Source organism: Enterococcus sp. MSG3290 (assembly GCF_050555565.1).
Lineage (GTDB): Bacteria > Bacillota > Bacilli > Lactobacillales > Enterococcaceae > Enterococcus_B > Enterococcus_B faecium.
Map to the genome: position 1 here is coordinate 1 of NZ_CP187863.1, position 19,091 is coordinate 19,091.

Sequence of the window (19,091 nt, forward strand, 5' to 3'; positions counted from 1 at the left end):
ATGACTGATTTTAATTTTTTTAAGGCGGATAGAGTTTACAACGAATTATTTTATCAATTTCCAAAAGTCTTTATTGTTTCTGACGAATACAAAAAAATGAAAGATTCAACTAAGATTGCCTATATGCTTTTAAAAGCAAGATTAGAGATCGCAATCAGCAAACGGCAAATCGATGAAGAAGGTAATGTTTATTTTACTTATACGACAAATGAACTATGTAGCGTATTAAACTGCCAAAAACAAAAAGCGATAGCAATCAAAAAAGAGTTGGAATCCTTTGGTTTATTATTACAAAAGCAGATGGGATTTAACAAACAGTTAGGGAAAAATAATCCTAATAGACTATATCTAGCAGAATTAAAAGTCTCAGAAAATGATATCTACTTACTCGAAAAATTTGATAGAGAGAATAGGGAAAATGTTGATAAATCAGAGGGTATGAAAATCATACCCACCCTCGACGAAAAATCAGACGCTGAATCCCTTGGGGCTCAAGAGGGTATGAAAATCATACCGTGCCAAAACGTTGATAAATCAGAGGGTATGAAAATCATACCAGAACTTAATAATAATATATTAGACACTAATAGACACAATATAGACACTGAAAAAGACCGCCTACAAGATCAATTGTTGTTAGACAATTTTGAGACAATTATGACAAACGACAGCATTGCTACGTTTGTCCCTGAACGAGTATTAAATTTGATAAAAACATTTTCTTCAAGTTACAGTGAAGCTCAAAAAACCGTCCAGACTATTCATAATGCAAAGAAAAAAGCTGAAATAGAAAGTGGTATTTCGATAGTTTTTGAAGAACTCGATAGTTATTATGTCAATGCAGAACAAGAATTATACACGACACTGTTAAAAGCCTATCAAAAATTAAAAACCGAAAAAGTCGAAAATATCCAGAACCTGATTTTTGTCTATGTAAAAAATTGGTTTATCGAAAAACCAATAGCTGCTAAAGTATCAAGTGAAAAACGTTTGAATTCTGAAAGCTCCCCAAGCACTATTACGAAAGACTGGTTAGAGTGAAACTTTACTGACAAAGTGATTGTTGCTTCATGGAGTAACATTAAAGTTAAAAATTTTTTATTATTCTAATTATATTACGAATATTACAAAATAATAGCTATTTTAATAGAATTTATAAGTTAAAATATTATGATAAAAATCACAAACGTAGCCTTTTACGTCATAAGTGTTAAAAGAAATAATTAATTTCAAATATAAAAAAGGGAACGTATGTTTGCATACTCCTTTTTTTTGAGTTATAATAATACGCGAAGAGAGATAATTTCATTATTTAAACAAACTAAAAATCTTGATATTACTTCTTTTCAGGCAATACGAATATTATTCGCTTACATTTTTTTGTATAAATTTAGTTGTTTTAAATTTAATTGTCTGCTATGCCTGTGATGAATTGATTTTCGTTCTGCACTTTTGGACGATAAATTTGGACAATTGAAAATACAAAAAAAAAGAAAGGCGGTATGAACTCGGAAGGCTGGTAACCTTCGTCAGCGTTCATACACGGCATTAAGATTTGGCCCTTAATGCGTTAACCTTTCAGTGTTACGGTATTACCCGCAATGGATTTAGTATAACAGATATTCAAAAGTGATACCACTTTTTTTGGCTGTGTTAAGGTTAAAAATACGTGATATTACGATGAATCTATGCCTAAGCATAATGTTATAAAAATGTCCGTGTGGCTCTTTGCCGTATGACGAACGCTGAAATTAGAGGGAACGCATGTTTGGATGCGTTCCCTCTTTTTTGTTTGTCATGAACGAAAATCAATTCTCTATTTTTGAAAAATAACAAGAAAAACTTGTTAAAAATATTTAAAGAAATTGGGTGGTTTATTTTATGTCATATACAGGAATTTTGAGTCTCAAAGATATTTGTCACTACGGTAAACGGTGTACCGCTACAGAGAAAATCACGAAGAAACTATCAACTGGCCAAAGTAAAACCGTTGTGCAGTGTAAGAAATATATAATCCAGAAAGACAAAGTCTCAGAGGAAATGATTTATTACATTGGGAAACAAAAGCAAATAATTTTAAAAGATCCTATCCCCTTAAAAGAGCTATATCCAACAATCAAACATGTTTATGACCAAAACGGTGTACTGATTGGTCGAAGAAAAAATGGAGTCTTGCGTTGTACCGCAAAAGGGATGGGGCGTTTAATCAGCTGAATTGATCATTCTCATAACTTGTATTTTATCGTTTTTCGCTTGCTTGAAAATATTGTCGAGACTTCTAAAAGAACTTAGAATCATTAGAAAAATAAGGAGTAGACTTGATCTATCAACAATTTCCTTCGGGGAGTGACGGGGTAGATTTTTACGATTGGTAACGTAAAAAATTGGTCAATCGAGTAAATGCGCTTGTTTGGATAGTGGTGAAATGAATTTGTGTAAATAATATACACAGAGTAAACAAGAGGGAATTTAGAGGTTAGACAAGTTAGAATAGCGCCTAGATTAATCATGAGCAGCTACTAAGGGATCTAGGCTTTGACGCAAACTCATGGAATAAGGAGTAGGTCTTCTCGTAATGGGGAGGACGCACAAGAAATTGTGTCGTGTGCTGCAGTACATGTAGATACTTGCGAGGACGTTGGTCATTGGGTCAATCGAGCATTTACCGCTGTCTACTAGGGTTTCTCGTTTCGGACGCCATAAACGAGTCGATATTTTTTATGTATTTTTAAGTAAACGAAAAACGATAAAATATGAACGAGTCCTGAATAAAGTGAAAAAATTGATATAAAACATAGAGAAAATGAAATTTACGTAATGGAGGAATGACAAATGAAAAATTATGATCCGAATATACGATTGGGCACACATACTATTAAGGTTTCTTTCCAACGTTGGGATTACAAAGGTTTTGTGACGTTTAGAAGAGGCGGAAATTGTAAAGGATTAGATGTTTTAGCATTAAACGAGGATGATTTATACGATCAAACATTGACTGATAATCCAATTGGATTCGGCTTGCTACCTGAAGATGATGAAGGTAATGAATGGTTTAAAATGACGCTTATGAATGATAATGGAGACGAATTATCTGTTGAAGATACTTGGTCATATTTGAGTGATTATATTGTCAGCGTTGAAATCATTGAATTTGTAGCGGATAAAGAAGAATAAAAACTGGAGGAATAAATTATGAAATTTTTCGAAGTAAAATCACCATACTATTATGCGTTAATCGCAGCAAAGAATGAAGAAGAATGTGCAGAATTGTATGAACAAGTAGTAACAGATATCGAAAATCGTGAAGAATTTATTCGATGTTTGCATGAGTTAAATCGAAATGAAGCAATTCAAGAGGATGCGAAAAAAATTAGTGAAGAAACGTTACAACCAATCGGTATGGAGGAAGCTACAAAAGACATTTTTACAATTATTGATGAACAAAAATCTTGTGTATTAAGCATTGATTCTACATTGGTTTAATAGATCCAAGATTCTATAATTTTTTTCAAAGTAAAAAGAAATTAGGTAATGATTCTCAGACCAATTACTTAGGAAAATAACCATACAAATTAGATTTTACAGATAAAGGATTAGAAGGAATCACGGCGATTAATAAAAAGGTAGTATTACCTTAGGCATTGAGTAAGGAATTTATTTAGGAGGAAAATTAGATGGCGCGACCAGTTTTAGATGCGATGGATATGGATACTTTGACAAAAGGAAGGTATGTACAGCTGTTAGCTCGTGGTTATTCACCTAAAGATGTATTCAAAGCCCTATCTAAAGGAACAGATATGGAAAAAGAAAGATTACGAAAAGAATTCGACTATTGGAGAGAGCATAACGGAATAAAAGATTTAAAACCAGCACGTCCAGTTATTAGACGAAAAAAATTGAAGAAGTAAGACCAAAGCGTATGGCGTACATAGGCTTTTTTATTTTGATAAAAATAATGAAAGGAAGGAAAACTCATGAATTGTAAAGAAATCGAAAATAGAAAAAAAGTGTCGAAAGAAATGGAAGAAAAGTTACTAAAAACAATGAAACAAAAACACCTTAAAAGATTATCTGTCGCGCAATATATCAATGATATGCAGTTAACAGGAAAAGAGAAAGCTTGTTTGTTAGGTTCAATGAAAAACTTTGAACAGTTGAGACGAACTTATGTGAAAAAAAGTTCTAATTGTCAACTATTGTTAGAAGTCTCATGACATTCATTAATAGAATTCATTTTTAAAACTTTTTCTATGGAAATGAGAAAAAGTTTTTTTGTTTTGTCTGAAAGGAGGCAGATGGATGAAAAAATGGTTATTTGGTTTTTTAGGAGTCGCTTTAATCGTCTTTTGCAGTGTGTTTGGCTATGTTAGCTACCAAAAACATGAAGGAGAGGTGTTTAAGCAAAATATAGAAAAAAAGATGCCCATAGATCAAATCAATGAACATGCAAAGAGTTATAAGGAGGATGCAACGAACGTTAATAATGATATGTCTTTGGGACAAATGTTGTCCATACAAAAAGAAGCAATCGAAATGGGCGTCAATAAACAAGCCTTTGCACAAATTCAGATTCCTGCGCTTGGTTTAACATTGCCGATTTTTAAAGGTGCAAATCAATACACATTGAGTCTTGGTGCGGCTACTTATTTTTATGAGGATGCCGAAATGCGCAAAGGAAACTATGTTCTAGCAGGTCATAACATGGAAATTCCAGGTGTTTTATTTTCTGATATTCAAAAGTTGTCACTAGGGGAGGTGATGGACTTAGTTAGTAACGATGGCGTCTATCGTTACAAGGTAACGCGTAAATTTATCGTACCTGAGTACTTTAAATTAATCGATGGCGTTCCTGAAGAGAACTCTTTCTTGTCTTTACCAAAGAAAGGAGAGAAACCCTTATTAACGTTGTTTACTTGTGTTTATACGTCACAAGGAAAAGAAAGATACGTGGTACAGGGAGAGCTACAATAACAAGGTTTTAATCAACGTGAGTCGTTGAAATATGAAACGAGGAGAGTAAAAAATGGCAATAAATCGGTATGTAAAAAAAGCTGGAATGCTTGTTGGAATGTTAGGAATCATTGCAGGCTGCTTTCAGGGATATCGAGCATATGCAGAAGATGTCACGCAAAAAACGCCACCAGAGAAGGTCAATATCACGGTTCATAAATTAATGTATGATCAAGGAACGCAATTGAATGTTGATGTTGACGGGATCAAAAACGATGGTTATACGCACGATCAATATCCTACGGGTGTAACGAAATACAACAAGGCAGATTATGGTGATGTTGAGTTTACGTTAGGAAATATTACGGATCAAGTATTACCGAGGGAAGATTCTGATCTAACCAACGCGAAAGTGGACGAAATCGTTAAAGATGTAGAAGACAAGGGATCTAACAGTGAGTACGTCAAGAATGCAACCAACAAAATTACTTCAGCTGTAGATGAAAATGGTGAGATTACTTTTGCTGATCAACCAGCCTATGTCAACAATTCCAAAGGGAATGTATATGTGGTTTATGAAAGTAAATCCGCTGCTGGATTAGTCACACAAAAAGCAAAACCAATGGTTGTGATTGCGCCAATGACTGATAATACAGGTTCAGGTTTTTTAAAAGACATTCACTTATATCCTAAAAATATTGTTTCTAAGTTGAGTTTTGAATTAACGAAATTTGGTGACGATGGCACAGCTCAAAGCAAACAAACACCTTTAAAAGGGGCAAAATTTGAGTTATACAAGGGCGAACCTGGAAAAGGAACAAAATTAGGAGATCTTGTATCGGATGATCAAGGAAAGCTGACTGCTACTGATTTGACGTTAGGAAAATACTATTTTGTGGAAGTTCCTTCAGAAGTTGTAGTGGGATCAGATAAAGAACCAACAGCCGATCAATATTTATTAGGCGCAGACGCTCGCAACGATGCGCACAATAAATTAACCTTTGAAATTACGAATGATGGCGTGACAAGTGACTTAAAAGCTTCATACGTAAACTATAAAGCACCAGTGATCGATAAAACAGTAACAAATGGAACAGGACAAGAACATTCTTTCCAAATTGGTGACGCAGTAAATTATCAAGGAACGATTCATATCCCAACAGACATTGCAGGCGGAGCAGACGGTATCACAGTAAACGGAGTGAAAAGCGAAACTTCTCCTTACAGTGTATTTAAATGGGGGGATACAGCAGGACAAGGACTTTCTTATGTCGCTGCTAAAGCAAATATCAAAGTAACAAATAAAGATGGATCTGTGGTATTAAAAGAAAATACAGATTATAAAATCCAAAATTCAGAAAATGGCTTTGTGATCGATTTTATCGTGAATAATGGCCAAGTAAGTGATACTGTAGCAAGTTTACACGGACAAGATCTTCAAATGACTTATAACATGTATGTAAATGACAGCGCAGCTGTTGCCAATCCATTAACAAATAGCGTGGATTTCGTTTATAACAACAATCCATTTAATCAGGAAGAACACCACGAAAAAACGAAAGCTGACGTTGTGACTTATGGTGCAAAATTCTTAAAAGTCGATAGCGGACTATTTGGAACAGGAATCAAAGCAACACCGCTTGAAAGCGCAGAATTTGCTGCTAAAAACGCAGAAGGAAAATATTATGGTGGATTAGTTGATACGGATAAAAACGGTGTCAAAGAAGCAGTATGGGTAGACGATGTAGCAAATGCAGCGATCCTAAAATCAGATAAAGAAGGTCACTTTGAAATCACTGGTTTAACTGAAGGTGAATATTCACTGGAAGAAACAAAAGCGCCTGAAAACTATCAAAAATTAACGAAAGAGATCTCTTTCAAAGTAGACAAAGATTCATACAAAGAAGAAAACCGAATTACGATCAAAAACAATCAAAAAGCTTCCGTACCAATGACCGGTAGCAACGGTTTTCAAACGTATGTATTAATCTCTTGCTTGTTGCTAGGAGCAGGGGCACTTTCTGCAGTTGTTTACTTTAAGAAGAAAGCCTAGAAGGATCAAAACCAATGATTATCAGGAAGCCTAAGAAAAAGCGAATCATGGGTAAATGGATCATTGCTTTCTGGTTACTTTCAGCTGTAGGTGTCTTACTTTTGATGCCTGCTGAAGCGAGCGTGGCGAAATACCAACAAAATCAGCAGATTGCCGCAATCGATCGAACAGGAACGGCAGCAGAAACGGATTCTTCTTTGGATGTTGCTAAGATTGAGTTAGGCGATCCTGTTGGTATTCTTACAATTCCAAGTATTTCTTTAAAACTACCAATTTATGACGGAACGTCCGACAAAATTTTAGAAAATGGTGTAGGTATTACGGAAGGAACTGGTGATATTACAGGAGGAAACGGTAAAAATCCTTTAATCGCAGGTCATAGTGGACTTTATAAAGATAATCTTTTTGATGATTTACCTTCAGTAAAAAAGGGAGAAAAGTTTTATATCAAAGTTGATGGTGAGCAGCACGCTTATCAAATCGATCGGATTGAGGAAGTGCAAAAAGACGAACTACAAAGAAACTTTGTCACTTACTTAGAACCAAATCCCAATGAAGATCGAGTAACGCTAATGACATGTACGCCTAAGGGGATCAACACACACCGTTTTCTAGTGTATGGGAAGCGAGTAACCTTTACAAAATCAGAATTAAAAGATGAAGAAAATAAGCAACAAAAATTATCTTGGAAATGGCTTTTAGGAAGTACTGTTTTTCTTTCAGTCATGATCATTGGTTCGCTATTTGTTTATAAAAAGAAAAAATAAAGGAGGGTAACCAACATGAGAAATAGAAAATGGCTATTTGTTTGTGCAGCCGCTCTTTTTTCTTTCACTGCCTACACACAGTTGACGTTTGCAGACAGACAAGAAAGCACGGATAGCACAGAACAAACAATCCAAACGTCAGATAGCAGCACGATTCAAAGCAGCGATGAAACCGTCGATTCGTCAACAGTTGATTCTTCAGAAGAACTGAAAATTGCTGAAGACGATCAAATAGTCAAACAGACCATTCACGTTCAAAAAATTATTTCTTCCGAACAATTAGACAACCAGGGGCAAAAACTTGAAAAACAAGAAGGAGTAAATGGCGCGAAGTTTTCTGTTTATGATGTATCGGACATTTTACAAAAGATGGATGTTAAGGATCTCACTACTGACCAAATTGAATCCCAATTAAAAGATCGAGTGAAAAAACTATTCAGTGATCAATTGAAGCTAGTTTCTAATGGAGAAACAAAGACAATTGATCAACAAACAGGTGTCTTTGAATTCTCGATAGAAGTACAGGCAAATCAGAAACAAGCTTATTATATTGTCAATGAATCAAGTCCTGAAAACATTTCTAATAGCGAGGATATTTTGCTATTAACACCTGTTTCTGATAAAAACGATGAATTCTTAAAGGATGTGTGGATTTATCCTAAATCAGAAGCTTCGCAACCTAAAGAAGAAGTAAAAAAAATCGTTTCTACTGGTGTAAAGAAAAACTTCTTTGAGAATTGTTGGGATTTTGTTACTCACTTGTTTTCTAGAGATTAAGGAAGAAATAAGATGAAACTGATCAAATTATTATTATTCAATCTTTCTTGTTTAACCGCAGTCTTTTTGTACTGCGGTTTATTATTTTCTCAATTATCTATTTTACCAAGCTACCAACTATACCTAATGAGGATTTTAAACATACCAGCTGCTTCCATGCCGCTAGATATTATGGAAAAGCTCATTAGGAATCCATTATTTACTACGATCAATTTGATCGTTATTGTCGGAATTTCACTAGTCATTTATAAAAAAGAGGGGATGAAGGGATGAATTTTAAACACTCGTGGACAAGACGGTTAAAATATGTTTTTCCCATAATGATGATGTTAGGTACATTGTTTGGGTTAAAAACAGCCAATGTCTTTGCTGAAAAAGTTATTGTCGATCCGTCAAATCCAATCCAGAACGTAAAGAATAATTTTATTATTCCAAAAGATGTTCCTAATGCAAAAACAAATATTACTGTAAACGGAGCGTCAAAAGTTTACAAATATCATGTTGATGCCAACAAAGGTGGTTTTACAGACGACTACGTAGGATTAGTGGAGGGAAACAAAAATATACGCTATCCTTCTTTCCAAAAAGAATACGGTGAAACAAACCTTGTTTTAGAAGGCGTAACAACCAACACCAAAGTCAATATTGGCTATGGAAAAATCGGTACGTATAACGGGAAAAAAGTCAATATCAAGCTAGTTCTATCTAATATTCACTTATACTCGGATACGTTGCCGTGGAATCTACTAGATAACAACTATACAAAAACTCATTTTCGAGACGATGGCTATAAAAATACGAATGGTGCAATGAGTAAATCTAAAAAAAGAACAGTACTTTGGATCTCAGACAATCTTTTCTCAGGAATTGTTTACCATTCAACACAAATGAATGTGCAGCTAGTAGCCACATATGAGGACGGTAGCCCCGTTCAATTTTCAGGAGATACATTTATCAGTTTTAACTCTTTGAACCCTGCAGGAGGAAAAAGCACGGATCTTAAAGGAGAATATGCCCACTATGACAAAATGAATACGACAGATTGGTATGTCAGAAAAGATACGGTTCTTTCAGAATTTAAATCTTTCTACAACAATCTGAACGTGGTAGGTGGCCACTCAGGAGGAAGCTCTAAGCTGACACAAGCGGATAATGATTTCAATAATTTGCATGATAAATTAGGAGATCCGAAGTTTGGTCAAGGTACTGTGTCCTTTAAAATATCTGAAGCAAATCCGACGTTTGTGATTGGTTCTTCTAATGTTCAAACCTGGTTTACTTTATCTTCTGCGACAATCTTTAGTGTTGTTCCTGATCAACCTGAAAAAACAGGGGTTGATAAAAATGGAAATAACGTGAACGATAAAATGTTGCAAGTAGGAGACACGATTCAATATCGAATCAAACAGAAGGTGAATCGATTAGGAGTGGATTTACTAGCGGTTTACGATCGATTTGAGTTAATCGATAATTTACCAAAAGAAGTAAATTACGTCGATGCACACGTTGAAAGTGGTACAAATAAAAAATTCGATGTATCTGGTGAAGTGACCTATGACAAAACAAAACACCAGGTAAAATATGCAGCGAAAGCTGATACATTAAAAAATCGAATGAAGTATAACGGCGAAACTTACGAATTAGTGATCAATGTAAAAGTCAATGAATTGGCCAATCAAAATAGTGTAGCCAAAAATCAGGGAACGTCGATCATTAATAAAGTAGAAAAGGATACAAATATCATTACCGTTTATTTCCCTAAAATTCCAGTGAAAGAGGTACAACAAAATGGAAAAGATGTAAACGGACGAAATGACGGTAAGAAGGGTACGCCGACAGCTCCTTTAAACGCAGGATCTGAAGTACAATATCTAGTCACACAAAAATGGCACACAAAAGGCGTAGACGCTGCGTCAGATCACTACAAACAATTTAGTATTCAAGATCCAATTGAAGCTCGTTTGACATATAAAGAAGTTTCTGCGCAAGTAATAGATAAGAGTAAAGGAAAAGATATTACTTCTGAAGGCACACTAACTTATGATAGCAATTCAAGAACGCTGAAGTGGGAAGCTTCCGCTGACTTCTTAAGTAACAATCTTTTAGATGGACGAGAAATTCAGCTGATATTTACAGCTAAAACTCCATTACAATCAGAAAAAAATATTGATAACCAAGCCGTAGTAGCAGTAGATAATGTTTCTAATAAAACAAATGTTGTGACAATTGGGGTTGATCCTAACTTGCCACAGGTCATTGTTCCTAAAACAGGTTCTACACATTTAGTAACGATTTCAGCGGTCAGCTTACTATTACTTGTGTTAGCAACTTTTAGTTATGCGGTTCTGAGATACATTTAAAATAAAAAAACGAAAGAATGAATAAAATGAAAAAGTTAATAATAGTAGTTACTTCCTTGATTGCCATGATTGTTATTTTAGTCGGATGTAGTAATGAAAAAAATAAACAAACTAATCAAGATAATGGCGTATTGAAATCAGGAACTATGTGGAAAGAAGAAGTAGGTGGTCTTGTTTATAATTTGAAAATTATAGACGAGACTACCTGGGAATACTCTGAGAGTGTATGGCATCCAGATCCTGTACAAATAACAGTCAAGAGGCAAAAAGACTATAAAGGTTTAGAAAGATACAAAATAGTAGATTCAGCTAGTGTTAGGGAATTTATAAACAAATCTGATTCTTTATTTATTGTTGTTCCCTATGAGAAGAATGGCGTAAAAAAAATAATTTTTCTTGGATCTAGCAAGGATGAAAAGCGAACGAAAGAGAAATTGATTCACGATGGATCACAATCCAATAAATATAAGTTACAAAAGACTAGCGAGTGATTGCTAGTCTTTTTATTTGTCCTGAAGGAGGAATCACAGTGGCAAAAGCTAAAACGCCATTTGAAAAAGCCGCGTCTAAAATCTTAGAACGCCGCGGTGTATCTGAAACACAGTGGAAACAAGAAGTCCTTGAAAAAGCACAATTTGACCTATTACGGGGAAAAGACAAGGACTTAGAAGGATATATCTATCAACGTGAACGTGAAAAGCTTGTTTTCGATGAAATTATTAAACACTAAAAGGAGCGAACAATTTTATGTTTGAATCAATTACAATGAATTTTTTAACACAACCGAAAGTAGTAGCTGCGGTTGATATTTTTAGAGCATTACAAACTGCCGCAACTAGTTTAAAAAACAATCTGATGATTTTTGCTGCTGCTGCGGCCGTTGCTTCCATTGTTATTGGGGGTCTTTTCTTCCTATTTGGACGAAGAGGAGCTGAAAATGGGAAGATGCACGTAGGCTATGTATTGATGGGGGTAGGAGTTATTTTAGCAGCAGCTTCTATTGTGGTTTCGTTATTTGGATTGTTTGGACAAACACCTCAAGGATTATAAGAAAGTAAAAAAGTAGGAGTAAGAAGTAGTCGATACTTTTTACTCCTTTTTTATGAAAGGAGAATACTCATGTACTTTACGATTGCAGGCAATACCAAAACAGATAAAGAGTTAATAAAAAAAGCAACGAAGGAAGTAGGAAAGCGTACTTCTTTTTTACCGAAAACAATTAAATATTCTGTCATTGAAACGGAAGAACAGCTACATGTGTTAGGGAAAGTACTGGAACACGAAGGTCGATCTTCTGTTAAGTTGACTCTCACGTTACATGACACAGAAGGAAAAATAGAGAAAGCTGGTACAGAATACGTTTTTGGCCCACTGGATTATCAAATTTCAGAAGGTTTCTATTCTACATTGATGGATTTAATCCGCCTTGATGTGTTTAAAGAAACGGATGAAACTATGAGTGTGGAAGAGTCTTATCGAAACGAAAAACTTTTACAAGTTTTAGAAGAAGAGTTAGAGAGCGACCAAAGAAAAGTGAATCAAGGGAGTGAAGTCGAAGTAAATGAAGAAGTACCATGGGAACGACCAATATTTCCAAAGAAGGAGTCAAAAGAAAAAGAGACAGTCTATGTTGACGAACAAGCTGATATTCCGACTCAGAAATCGATATTTGAGGAAGAGAACGATGTGATGGGTCAATTGGAGGTAGATCCCTTTGAAGAAACAATGGAGGATGAAGAGACGGCCGAAGTAGAAGTTGATCCAGTTGAAGCTAATGAAGAGTCAACATGGACTGAAGGGGATTCTCAGGAATATATTGAACCACTTATCAGTGAAGAAGTAGAAAAAAACGAAATAGAGATACAAAAGGCAACTGTATTTGATTATATTTTGGATCAATATCCGCCAGAGCATGAATGGATGAAAGAAAAAAACAAATTATTTTTAAATGAGCTTTATTCGAAATATCAATTACCCCAAACCTATCAAGCATTTTTAGAGAGTAAAGAAGAATTAATCTCACAGGGTAAAGGCACACTTTTAGAACAGTTAGAGTCTGTCCAATCAACAAATTGGCATGAGCTTGCACAAGAAGATTTATTAGCCACCTTTGAAGAACGTCAACAAGAAACAGATCAAGAAATTAATGAGTATGCGACGGAACAGTCGTCTAATTGGGAGAAAGCAAAAGAGGAACTAAATAAAGAAGAACAGCGAGTGATTGAAGAAGAAGTACAAAAAATTAAAGAGCGATACGAAAAGAAACGCGACAATGCGTATTCCTTGTGTGTAGAAAAGATCAATAATTTTACTCAGACGAATCAAGAAGCGTTATCGAAAGAAAAAGAAAACTTGTTAAAAGAACGTATAAGAGAACGAAAAGAAGAATTTTATCAAGGTTTGCGTACAGATAAGCTAAAGATTAGCAAAGAATTAAATGAGCAACTGAATAAGCTCTATCAAATAACAAGTGAAGCTCTTATGGAAAAACACGAGCAGATCCAGCAAGAATTACAAGTACAAATTCCAAAATGGAAAAAAGAGTATAAAATTTACCAACAAGAATTGAAAGAACAAGAAGAAAAACAACGGCAAAAAGAAAAAGAGCGTGAACAATTAGAATTAAAAAAACGTGAACAGGATCTTGCGGAACAAAAAATGGCGATAGAAAAACAACGGTTAGAGCAAGAAAAGGAAAAAGAAGCAGCTGCTCGTAAGGAACGTCAAGAACAAATGGATACATTGCGACAAGCACAGTTAAATTATCTAGCACAACCTCAACCAGTAGCTGCTGTTCAAACGCCAGTGAACAACCAAGCAAATTTAACTCCTTCACCACAGCGTTCCTTTAGCGGATGGATGGTGGGATGTATTGCAAGTTTAAGCTTGCTTCTAGGTGGAGGAACAGTATTTGCTTTTAATCATATCAATCAATCTTCACAGGCTGATTCTGTGGCCACAACGACGTCAATCAAGGAAGAAGCCCAAGAACAAGCAAGAAAAGAGTATGAACAACAATTAGAAGAATTATTGAATCGTACCAATCAGTCAACAACAGAGTCAAGTATGGAAAATAGCAAAGAGAGTGATCCTAGTAAGGCTAAAGAAGGATCAAGCGATTCAACTGTACAATCAAACACTTCCGAAAGTTCAGAATCAAATGAGGTGAAATAATGCGTGTTAGAGAAACAACGAGACGAAAAGACAAACGATTCAATTTAGAAAAGAATAGGTATCTTTCTCATTTCTATCGCTATACTCCTTCAGGAGAAGAGCTACCAGAAAAACATGACAAACGTATTTCTCAAAAGATTTTTTATAGTGGCTTAGCTTATCTTCCTTTAAACTATGTTGTTACAAGAATACCAGAAGCATTTCATCGATTTGAGATTATTCCAGGAAGTTTACAAGGAGTGAATATTTTTCAGTTACAAGAAATGCCGCAGTTATTCCATTTTGATTCAACTGGTTTTTGGAATCCTTTGACCCCAACAACAAGTTTAGGCACACGTTTAGTTGTTTCTACGATTTGTGTTGTTCCAGCTGTACTTATGGGATTGAAAATGGACATGTGGTTTCGTCCTCTAGCAGATGGGCAAAAAGGAGATAACCGATTAAAAACGTTAAAGGAAATCCAACAAATTTATCCGCAAATACCAGAATCAAAGGGAGGTTTTCCTGGTTATGGCGGAATACCAATTACTCATTATAAAAAGTACTGGTATATTCAGACGGATACAGTAAATACTTGTATTGTTGGTACTTCCCGTTCAGGGAAAGGACAGATAGAAGTTTTAGCAACCATTGACAATTTGTCTCGTGCAGAAAGACAAAGTTCAATGGTTGTTAATGATCCAAAAACAGAATTATATGTTGCTAGTAAAGATGAACTAGAAGCTAGAGGGTATGATGTGTATGCATTTAATATCACCGATCCACTGCAATCAATGAGTGATAATCCATTGGCACTCATCGTGAAATACTGGAAGCGAGGAGACATAGACACAGCGACACAGTTAACCAATACTTTCACGAATACGATTTATTATGATGCCAACGCTTCAGACAATAAATACTTTAACGAAAATGCGCAAAAAGCTGTCAATGCGCTTATTTTTGCGTTATTGGAACAAGCGGATCAGACAGGGGATTACTCCAAATTAACACCGAATAATCTCGTCGAACTTCTTTCTGAGATTGGTGGTTTTAATTACCAAGATCCTGATAATGAATTCAAGCAGCTCAATGCTTTAGATGAATTTATGAATCAGTTACCACCTGGAAACATAGCAAAAAAACAATATGGGGCAACAAAAATTGGTTCTGATAAAGCGAAAGGCAACATTCTATCGACAGCGATCACAGGACTAAATCCATTTACACTGACGAAAATTGCGAAAATGACTTCTCAATCAACCATTGATTATAAGTCCATTGGTTTTCCGAAGTATTTGGATCTCAAACTACACGAGAGTCTGTTAAACCAGCGAATTGTTGTAGAGTTTTATCATCAAGGGAAAAAATTTCATGAGGAACGTGTCAAAGTAGGTTATAGAGGTTTTTGTGAAATCAACTTTGATTGTCATTTAGAGCAGGGAGATCATGTTTGCTTAAAATACGATCATCAAGGAAAAGAATATGTTGCTTGGTATGAGTTTTCTCAAAGAGTATTGAAAGACGAAGAGGGAAATATCGTTTATCGAAAAAAACGAGGAGAAACCCATTTACCAGAATTAGAAAAAGAAGCTGTTCTAACATTAGATGAGGATAAAAGTAACTTATTAGTAGAGTCTATTCGGATGCACTATACCGATAAACCAATGGCTATTTTTATGCTCACACCTGATTATGATCCATCTAACCATATCATTGTTAGTATTTTTCTTAGTCAGTTGTATAAAGAATTATCTACGCAATGTGTTAAGACTAAAGGAGATAAATGTCACCGTAGGATTCATTTTATTTTAGATGAATTTGGGAATATGCCACCAATGGATAATATGGAAGGAATCATGACAGTCACAGCTGGTAGAAACATGTTGTGGGATTTGTTTATCCAATCCTATCAGCAACTTTATGCGAAGTATGGGGAACAAAACGCAGCGATTATCAAAGAAAATTGTCAGACACATATTTATATTATGTCGACAGATGATAATACCATCGAAGAATTTTCTAAAAAAGTGGGGAATAAGACGGTTGAACAAGAGAACAGTACCATCAATTCATTAGGTATGAATACTCATATCAATCGCAATGTTGATTCAGATCGTATCTTAACTCCTGAAAGAATTTCTACTTTTTTAGAAGGTGAAACGATTGTACTCGCTCCTTTAAAACGACAAGATTTGAAAGGTCATAAAATACGGCCGTATCCTATTTTTAATCATGGGGAAACGAATCTTCCTTATGCTTATCAATATATTGAAGATTTCAATCCATCGTGGGATATCAATGATATAGACATACATTGTACACATGCGGACTTGGATCTTAAGGCTTTACAAATTGATTACGATTATTTTCTACCTGATATCTATGCACGTCGACTTTATCACAATATGCACGATCAAATAGAAGAGGAAGCTAAAGAAAACATTTTTATTAAAATCGTTCAATCTTTAGACAACTCAACGGCACAAAAGTTACTTATTCAATTTTATGAAGAGAAGCAAATAGATCGTTTGCAAGAATACCTTGAAAAATTGCGTCAAAATGAAGAAATTACAGAGGTTATAAGGAAACGACTTTTGCTAGAAGCTGAAAAGGCGGTGAAAGAATGATCATTGGAGGAATATTTTCCGGCATTGCCGACTGGTGGTCAGGCTTATTTGGAGATGGGGATGCAGATCCCAAAACCGTAACGAAAGTCTTACAAGATTATGGTAATTATCTGCAGTATCAAGATGTATTCAGTTGGATTTGTAATACTTTTTTATGGGGTTTGATTAAAGGGTTATATAATCTCAATACTTTACTAGAAAAAACAATTTATCAAAGCTTTGATTTAAAAGACTTATTGAACGCCGCTGGTGTTAATGAACTGTTTCAAAGTTTGATTAGTAAGGTATTGGCTCTTTTTTGTGTCGTCACATTAATTTATTTAGGCTTAAAATTTTTTATGAGTAAACATCCACCAAAAATCAAAAATATCTTGGTTAATCTATTTATGGCCATGATTTTGATTTTTGGTGGTAGTTCTTTAATCGATGAAGGGCTAAATATTAGTAAAAACTTTTACGGAGACGTGACTGCAGCAAATAAAGCAGATAAAACTGGTTCACCTGCTTTTCAAATTATTCAAAATAATGTGATTGATGTGAGTACGTTACTAGAAAATGATCCGAACAAAGTAGAACACATACCAACAGACAAAAGAAATGCTCTCACGGCGAAAAATTTTAAAACAGCGAATATCAATGGGATTATTACACCTGATCAAGCTAAGAAAATGTCTGAATCAAGTGATATTAGTACAGTACAAAAAGATCGGTTAAAGGCATTACAGTATCGACTAGAGTTAGACGATAATGGGAAAGAAATTCCTGTGCAAATCAGTGATGAAGGCTTAGCCAAATATGTTTATACTTCAGGGTATCGTCGATACATTAGTAGTCCAGGGATTATTTTAGCTGGTGAATCTTCTTTGGCGGTGGCCTATTTATTTATCTTGTTTACGATTGTTACTTGTATTATTGAGCTGGTATTTAAAAAATTCTATTTAGTGATTGCCGCGTCAACGGACTTTGAGACAGGACAACGGATGAAAAGTGCTATAGAAGATATTTCTCAATCCTTCTTGTTATTGGCATTTACAATTTTAGAATTACGAATCTATACATTAATGCTTTCAGGTATTGGTGATTTGCATGCGGCAGGAAAGATCAATGGATTCTTGTATGTTGTCGCTTTGATTGTACTAACCATTGCGCTATTCAAAGGCTCTCAATCAGTTACGAAAATTTTCGGCGTTGATACGAGTCTGAAAAACGGCAGCAATTCTCTTCTTAGCATGTTTGCCTTAGGAAATATTGCGAAAAATGTGGGTAGTGGGGCTAAAAACCTTGCAAGTGCTGGTAAGAGTGGTTTAAGCAATTTAAATGATATTCGTAAAAATGGATTTGGCAATCGAAAAGATGGTACTCCTGATAACGGGGAAGAACAACCAGACGATAAAGCTACAACAGTACCTAATAGTAAAAAGACAGTTTCCGAAATGTTCGGGAAAGCGAAGAATGGTGTTTCTAAAGCCGCAGAAGGTCTTGGTTACGTCAATGAACGTGGGTTAAAAGGAACAGCTGAAGATCTTACAGAAAAAGCCAAAGACACCTTAGAAGAAAAATTAGACGGCACGAGAGCCAAAGAATTGGCTGAAGCTGTGAAGAATCCGTCCGAAGCACTAGAAAAACAAAAAGAAAAAGCTTCAGAAGTCAAAGAAGGACTAAAAGATGCGTATGGTGAAGGACAAGTCAATGCAGCAGTGAAGGCAAATACAACAAGTGAAAAAGAAAATCAAGAAGGTGCAGCGATTCCTTCAGCCAAAGATCACCAAGATGAGTTACATTCTAACGAAAATTCGATCGGAGAAAAAGATTCAGAAGAAGGACAACATGGTCAGTTACCAAAAACCGATCCAGAACAATATCGTTATAAATCTAACATTAATTCTGAAAACGAAAAACGCATTTCAGATTTACCAAAACGAAATCAAGAAGTACAAACGGATGAGGATTCCATCGATCTGCCAAATGATAATGGCATCGAAGTTGGAACTGAAAAATCAACTAAAATTGGTTTGCCTAAGACACAAAATTTACCAATGAAAGATAGTCGTTTGAATCAATTCAAGGAGAATGATCAAAGCTTTGTTCACCAATCAACTGCAGGTAATGTTCAAATGAAACCAAGTCGTTTGCCTGAAAATGGAAATCTGACAACTGTTTCTTACAATTTATCTGAAAGTGGGGAGACAGGGAATGCGTCCGTTCAAAATGTTGTGACAAGAGAAGCTGCACCAGAACCTATTCAAAAAGTTCACACAGGTTACAAGCCAGCAAATGTGGCATTTACTGCACCAACAAAAATAAATGTGACACGAGAAACTAAAAACAGGAACAATGAATTGAAAGAACAACTATTGCGGGATATCAAACAGGATATCAAACCATAAAAGGCCTACAAGTT

At 35.2% G+C, this 19,091-nt stretch carries 18 protein-coding genes; all 18 read left to right on the forward strand.

All coding sequences use genetic code 11. From position 1 onward, the window contains the following. The 18 genes from IGL31_RS13130 to IGL31_RS13215 all read left to right on the forward strand — a co-directional run bounded on the left by IGL31_RS13130 (position 1) and on the right by IGL31_RS13215 (position 19,077). Positions 1-1,041 (forward strand): replication initiator protein A, encoded by a 1,041-nt coding sequence (locus tag IGL31_RS13130; RefSeq protein ID WP_002322487.1) that lies wholly within the window; start codon positions 1-3, stop codon positions 1,039-1,041. Between the two features lie 840 nt (positions 1,042-1,881). Beyond that, positions 1,882-2,214 (forward strand): type IV conjugative transfer system protein TraE, encoded by a 333-nt coding sequence (gene traE, locus IGL31_RS13135; protein ID WP_002322486.1) that lies wholly within the window; start codon positions 1,882-1,884, stop codon positions 2,212-2,214. Positions 2,215-2,832: 618 nt separating this feature from the next. Further along, positions 2,833-3,174: a DUF5406 family protein gene (locus IGL31_RS13140; RefSeq protein ID WP_002311521.1), complete on the forward strand. Its 342-nt coding sequence runs from the start codon at positions 2,833-2,835 to the stop codon at positions 3,172-3,174. 18 nt (positions 3,175-3,192) lie between these two features. Then, positions 3,193-3,483 (forward strand): hypothetical protein, encoded by a 291-nt coding sequence (locus IGL31_RS13145; protein WP_002311523.1) that lies wholly within the window; start codon positions 3,193-3,195, stop codon positions 3,481-3,483. 191 nt (positions 3,484-3,674) lie between these two features. Beyond that, a complete protein-coding gene (locus tag IGL31_RS13150; RefSeq protein ID WP_002311524.1) occupies positions 3,675-3,908 on the forward strand; it encodes a hypothetical protein in 234 nt (77 codons plus the stop codon). A 66-nt stretch (positions 3,909-3,974) separates the two neighbouring features. Next, positions 3,975-4,214 carry a hypothetical protein gene (locus IGL31_RS13155; protein ID WP_002313093.1) on the forward strand — a complete coding sequence of 80 codons (240 nt, stop codon included), beginning with the start codon at positions 3,975-3,977 and terminating at the stop codon, positions 4,212-4,214. Positions 4,215-4,299: 85 nt separating this feature from the next. Further along, positions 4,300-4,971 (forward strand): class A sortase, encoded by a 672-nt coding sequence (locus IGL31_RS13160; protein ID WP_002313095.1) that lies wholly within the window; start codon positions 4,300-4,302, stop codon positions 4,969-4,971. A 52-nt stretch (positions 4,972-5,023) separates the two neighbouring features. After that, positions 5,024-7,003 (forward strand): pilin N-terminal domain-containing protein, encoded by a 1,980-nt coding sequence (locus tag IGL31_RS13165; RefSeq protein WP_002322484.1) that lies wholly within the window; start codon positions 5,024-5,026, stop codon positions 7,001-7,003. Between the two features lie 14 nt (positions 7,004-7,017). Next, positions 7,018-7,770, forward strand: coding sequence for a class C sortase (locus IGL31_RS13170; RefSeq protein WP_002313097.1), 753 nt, complete (start codon positions 7,018-7,020; stop codon positions 7,768-7,770). 15 nt (positions 7,771-7,785) lie between these two features. Continuing rightward, complete coding sequence (locus tag IGL31_RS13175) at positions 7,786-8,547, forward strand: pilin N-terminal domain-containing protein (RefSeq protein WP_086300303.1); 762 nt, start codon at positions 7,786-7,788, stop codon at positions 8,545-8,547. A 12-nt stretch (positions 8,548-8,559) separates the two neighbouring features. Next, complete coding sequence (locus IGL31_RS13180; RefSeq protein WP_002293489.1) at positions 8,560-8,820, forward strand: hypothetical protein; 261 nt, start codon at positions 8,560-8,562, stop codon at positions 8,818-8,820. Then, positions 8,817-10,907 (forward strand): isopeptide-forming domain-containing fimbrial protein, encoded by a 2,091-nt coding sequence (locus IGL31_RS13185; protein ID WP_002313101.1) that lies wholly within the window; start codon positions 8,817-8,819, stop codon positions 10,905-10,907. The genes IGL31_RS13180 and IGL31_RS13185 overlap by 4 nt, the downstream gene beginning before the upstream one ends. Positions 10,908-10,933: 26 nt before the next feature. Continuing rightward, positions 10,934-11,398, forward strand: a complete 465-nt coding sequence (locus tag IGL31_RS13190) for a hypothetical protein (protein WP_025477173.1) — start codon at positions 10,934-10,936, stop codon at positions 11,396-11,398. After that, the gene (locus IGL31_RS13195; protein ID WP_002305229.1) at positions 11,395-11,637 is read left to right on the forward strand and encodes a DUF5415 family protein; all 243 of its coding nucleotides are present in this window, start codon (positions 11,395-11,397) and stop codon (positions 11,635-11,637) included. The genes IGL31_RS13190 and IGL31_RS13195 overlap by 4 nt, the downstream gene beginning before the upstream one ends. Positions 11,638-11,654: 17 nt before the next feature. Then, a complete protein-coding gene (locus IGL31_RS13200) occupies positions 11,655-11,957 on the forward strand; it encodes a hypothetical protein (protein WP_002295662.1) in 303 nt (100 codons plus the stop codon). 69 nt (positions 11,958-12,026) lie between these two features. Then, on the forward strand, positions 12,027-14,081 hold the full coding sequence (locus IGL31_RS13205) for a hypothetical protein (RefSeq protein WP_002313103.1): 2,055 nt from the start codon (positions 12,027-12,029) through the stop codon (positions 14,079-14,081). Beyond that, on the forward strand, positions 14,081-16,690 hold the full coding sequence (locus tag IGL31_RS13210) for a VirD4-like conjugal transfer protein, CD1115 family (RefSeq protein WP_002313104.1): 2,610 nt from the start codon (positions 14,081-14,083) through the stop codon (positions 16,688-16,690). The genes IGL31_RS13205 and IGL31_RS13210 overlap by 1 nt, the downstream gene beginning before the upstream one ends. Continuing rightward, positions 16,687-19,077, forward strand: a complete 2,391-nt coding sequence (locus tag IGL31_RS13215) for a pLS20_p028 family conjugation system transmembrane protein (protein ID WP_086300302.1) — start codon at positions 16,687-16,689, stop codon at positions 19,075-19,077. The genes IGL31_RS13210 and IGL31_RS13215 overlap by 4 nt, the downstream gene beginning before the upstream one ends. The last annotated feature ends 14 nt before the right edge of the window (positions 19,078-19,091 follow it).

Coding starts and splice junctions, on each gene's coding strand:
- IGL31_RS13130 (WP_002322487.1), top strand. CDS start 1: ATGACTGATTTTAATTTTTTTAAGGCGGATAGAGTTTACAACGAATTA.
- traE (WP_002322486.1), top strand. CDS start 1,882: ATGTCATATACAGGAATTTTGAGTCTCAAAGATATTTGTCACTACGGT.
- IGL31_RS13140 (WP_002311521.1), top strand. CDS start 2,833: ATGAAAAATTATGATCCGAATATACGATTGGGCACACATACTATTAAG.
- IGL31_RS13145 (WP_002311523.1), top strand. CDS start 3,193: ATGAAATTTTTCGAAGTAAAATCACCATACTATTATGCGTTAATCGCA.
- IGL31_RS13150 (WP_002311524.1), top strand. CDS start 3,675: ATGGCGCGACCAGTTTTAGATGCGATGGATATGGATACTTTGACAAAA.
- IGL31_RS13155 (WP_002313093.1), top strand. CDS start 3,975: ATGAATTGTAAAGAAATCGAAAATAGAAAAAAAGTGTCGAAAGAAATG.
- IGL31_RS13160 (WP_002313095.1), top strand. CDS start 4,300: ATGAAAAAATGGTTATTTGGTTTTTTAGGAGTCGCTTTAATCGTCTTT.
- IGL31_RS13165 (WP_002322484.1), top strand. CDS start 5,024: ATGGCAATAAATCGGTATGTAAAAAAAGCTGGAATGCTTGTTGGAATG.
- IGL31_RS13170 (WP_002313097.1), top strand. CDS start 7,018: ATGATTATCAGGAAGCCTAAGAAAAAGCGAATCATGGGTAAATGGATC.
- IGL31_RS13175 (WP_086300303.1), top strand. CDS start 7,786: ATGAGAAATAGAAAATGGCTATTTGTTTGTGCAGCCGCTCTTTTTTCT.
- IGL31_RS13180 (WP_002293489.1), top strand. CDS start 8,560: ATGAAACTGATCAAATTATTATTATTCAATCTTTCTTGTTTAACCGCA.
- IGL31_RS13185 (WP_002313101.1), top strand. CDS start 8,817: ATGAATTTTAAACACTCGTGGACAAGACGGTTAAAATATGTTTTTCCC.
- IGL31_RS13190 (WP_025477173.1), top strand. CDS start 10,934: ATGAAAAAGTTAATAATAGTAGTTACTTCCTTGATTGCCATGATTGTT.
- IGL31_RS13200 (WP_002295662.1), top strand. CDS start 11,655: ATGTTTGAATCAATTACAATGAATTTTTTAACACAACCGAAAGTAGTA.
- IGL31_RS13205 (WP_002313103.1), top strand. CDS start 12,027: ATGTACTTTACGATTGCAGGCAATACCAAAACAGATAAAGAGTTAATA.
- IGL31_RS13210 (WP_002313104.1), top strand. CDS start 14,081: ATGCGTGTTAGAGAAACAACGAGACGAAAAGACAAACGATTCAATTTA.
- IGL31_RS13215 (WP_086300302.1), top strand. CDS start 16,687: ATGATCATTGGAGGAATATTTTCCGGCATTGCCGACTGGTGGTCAGGC.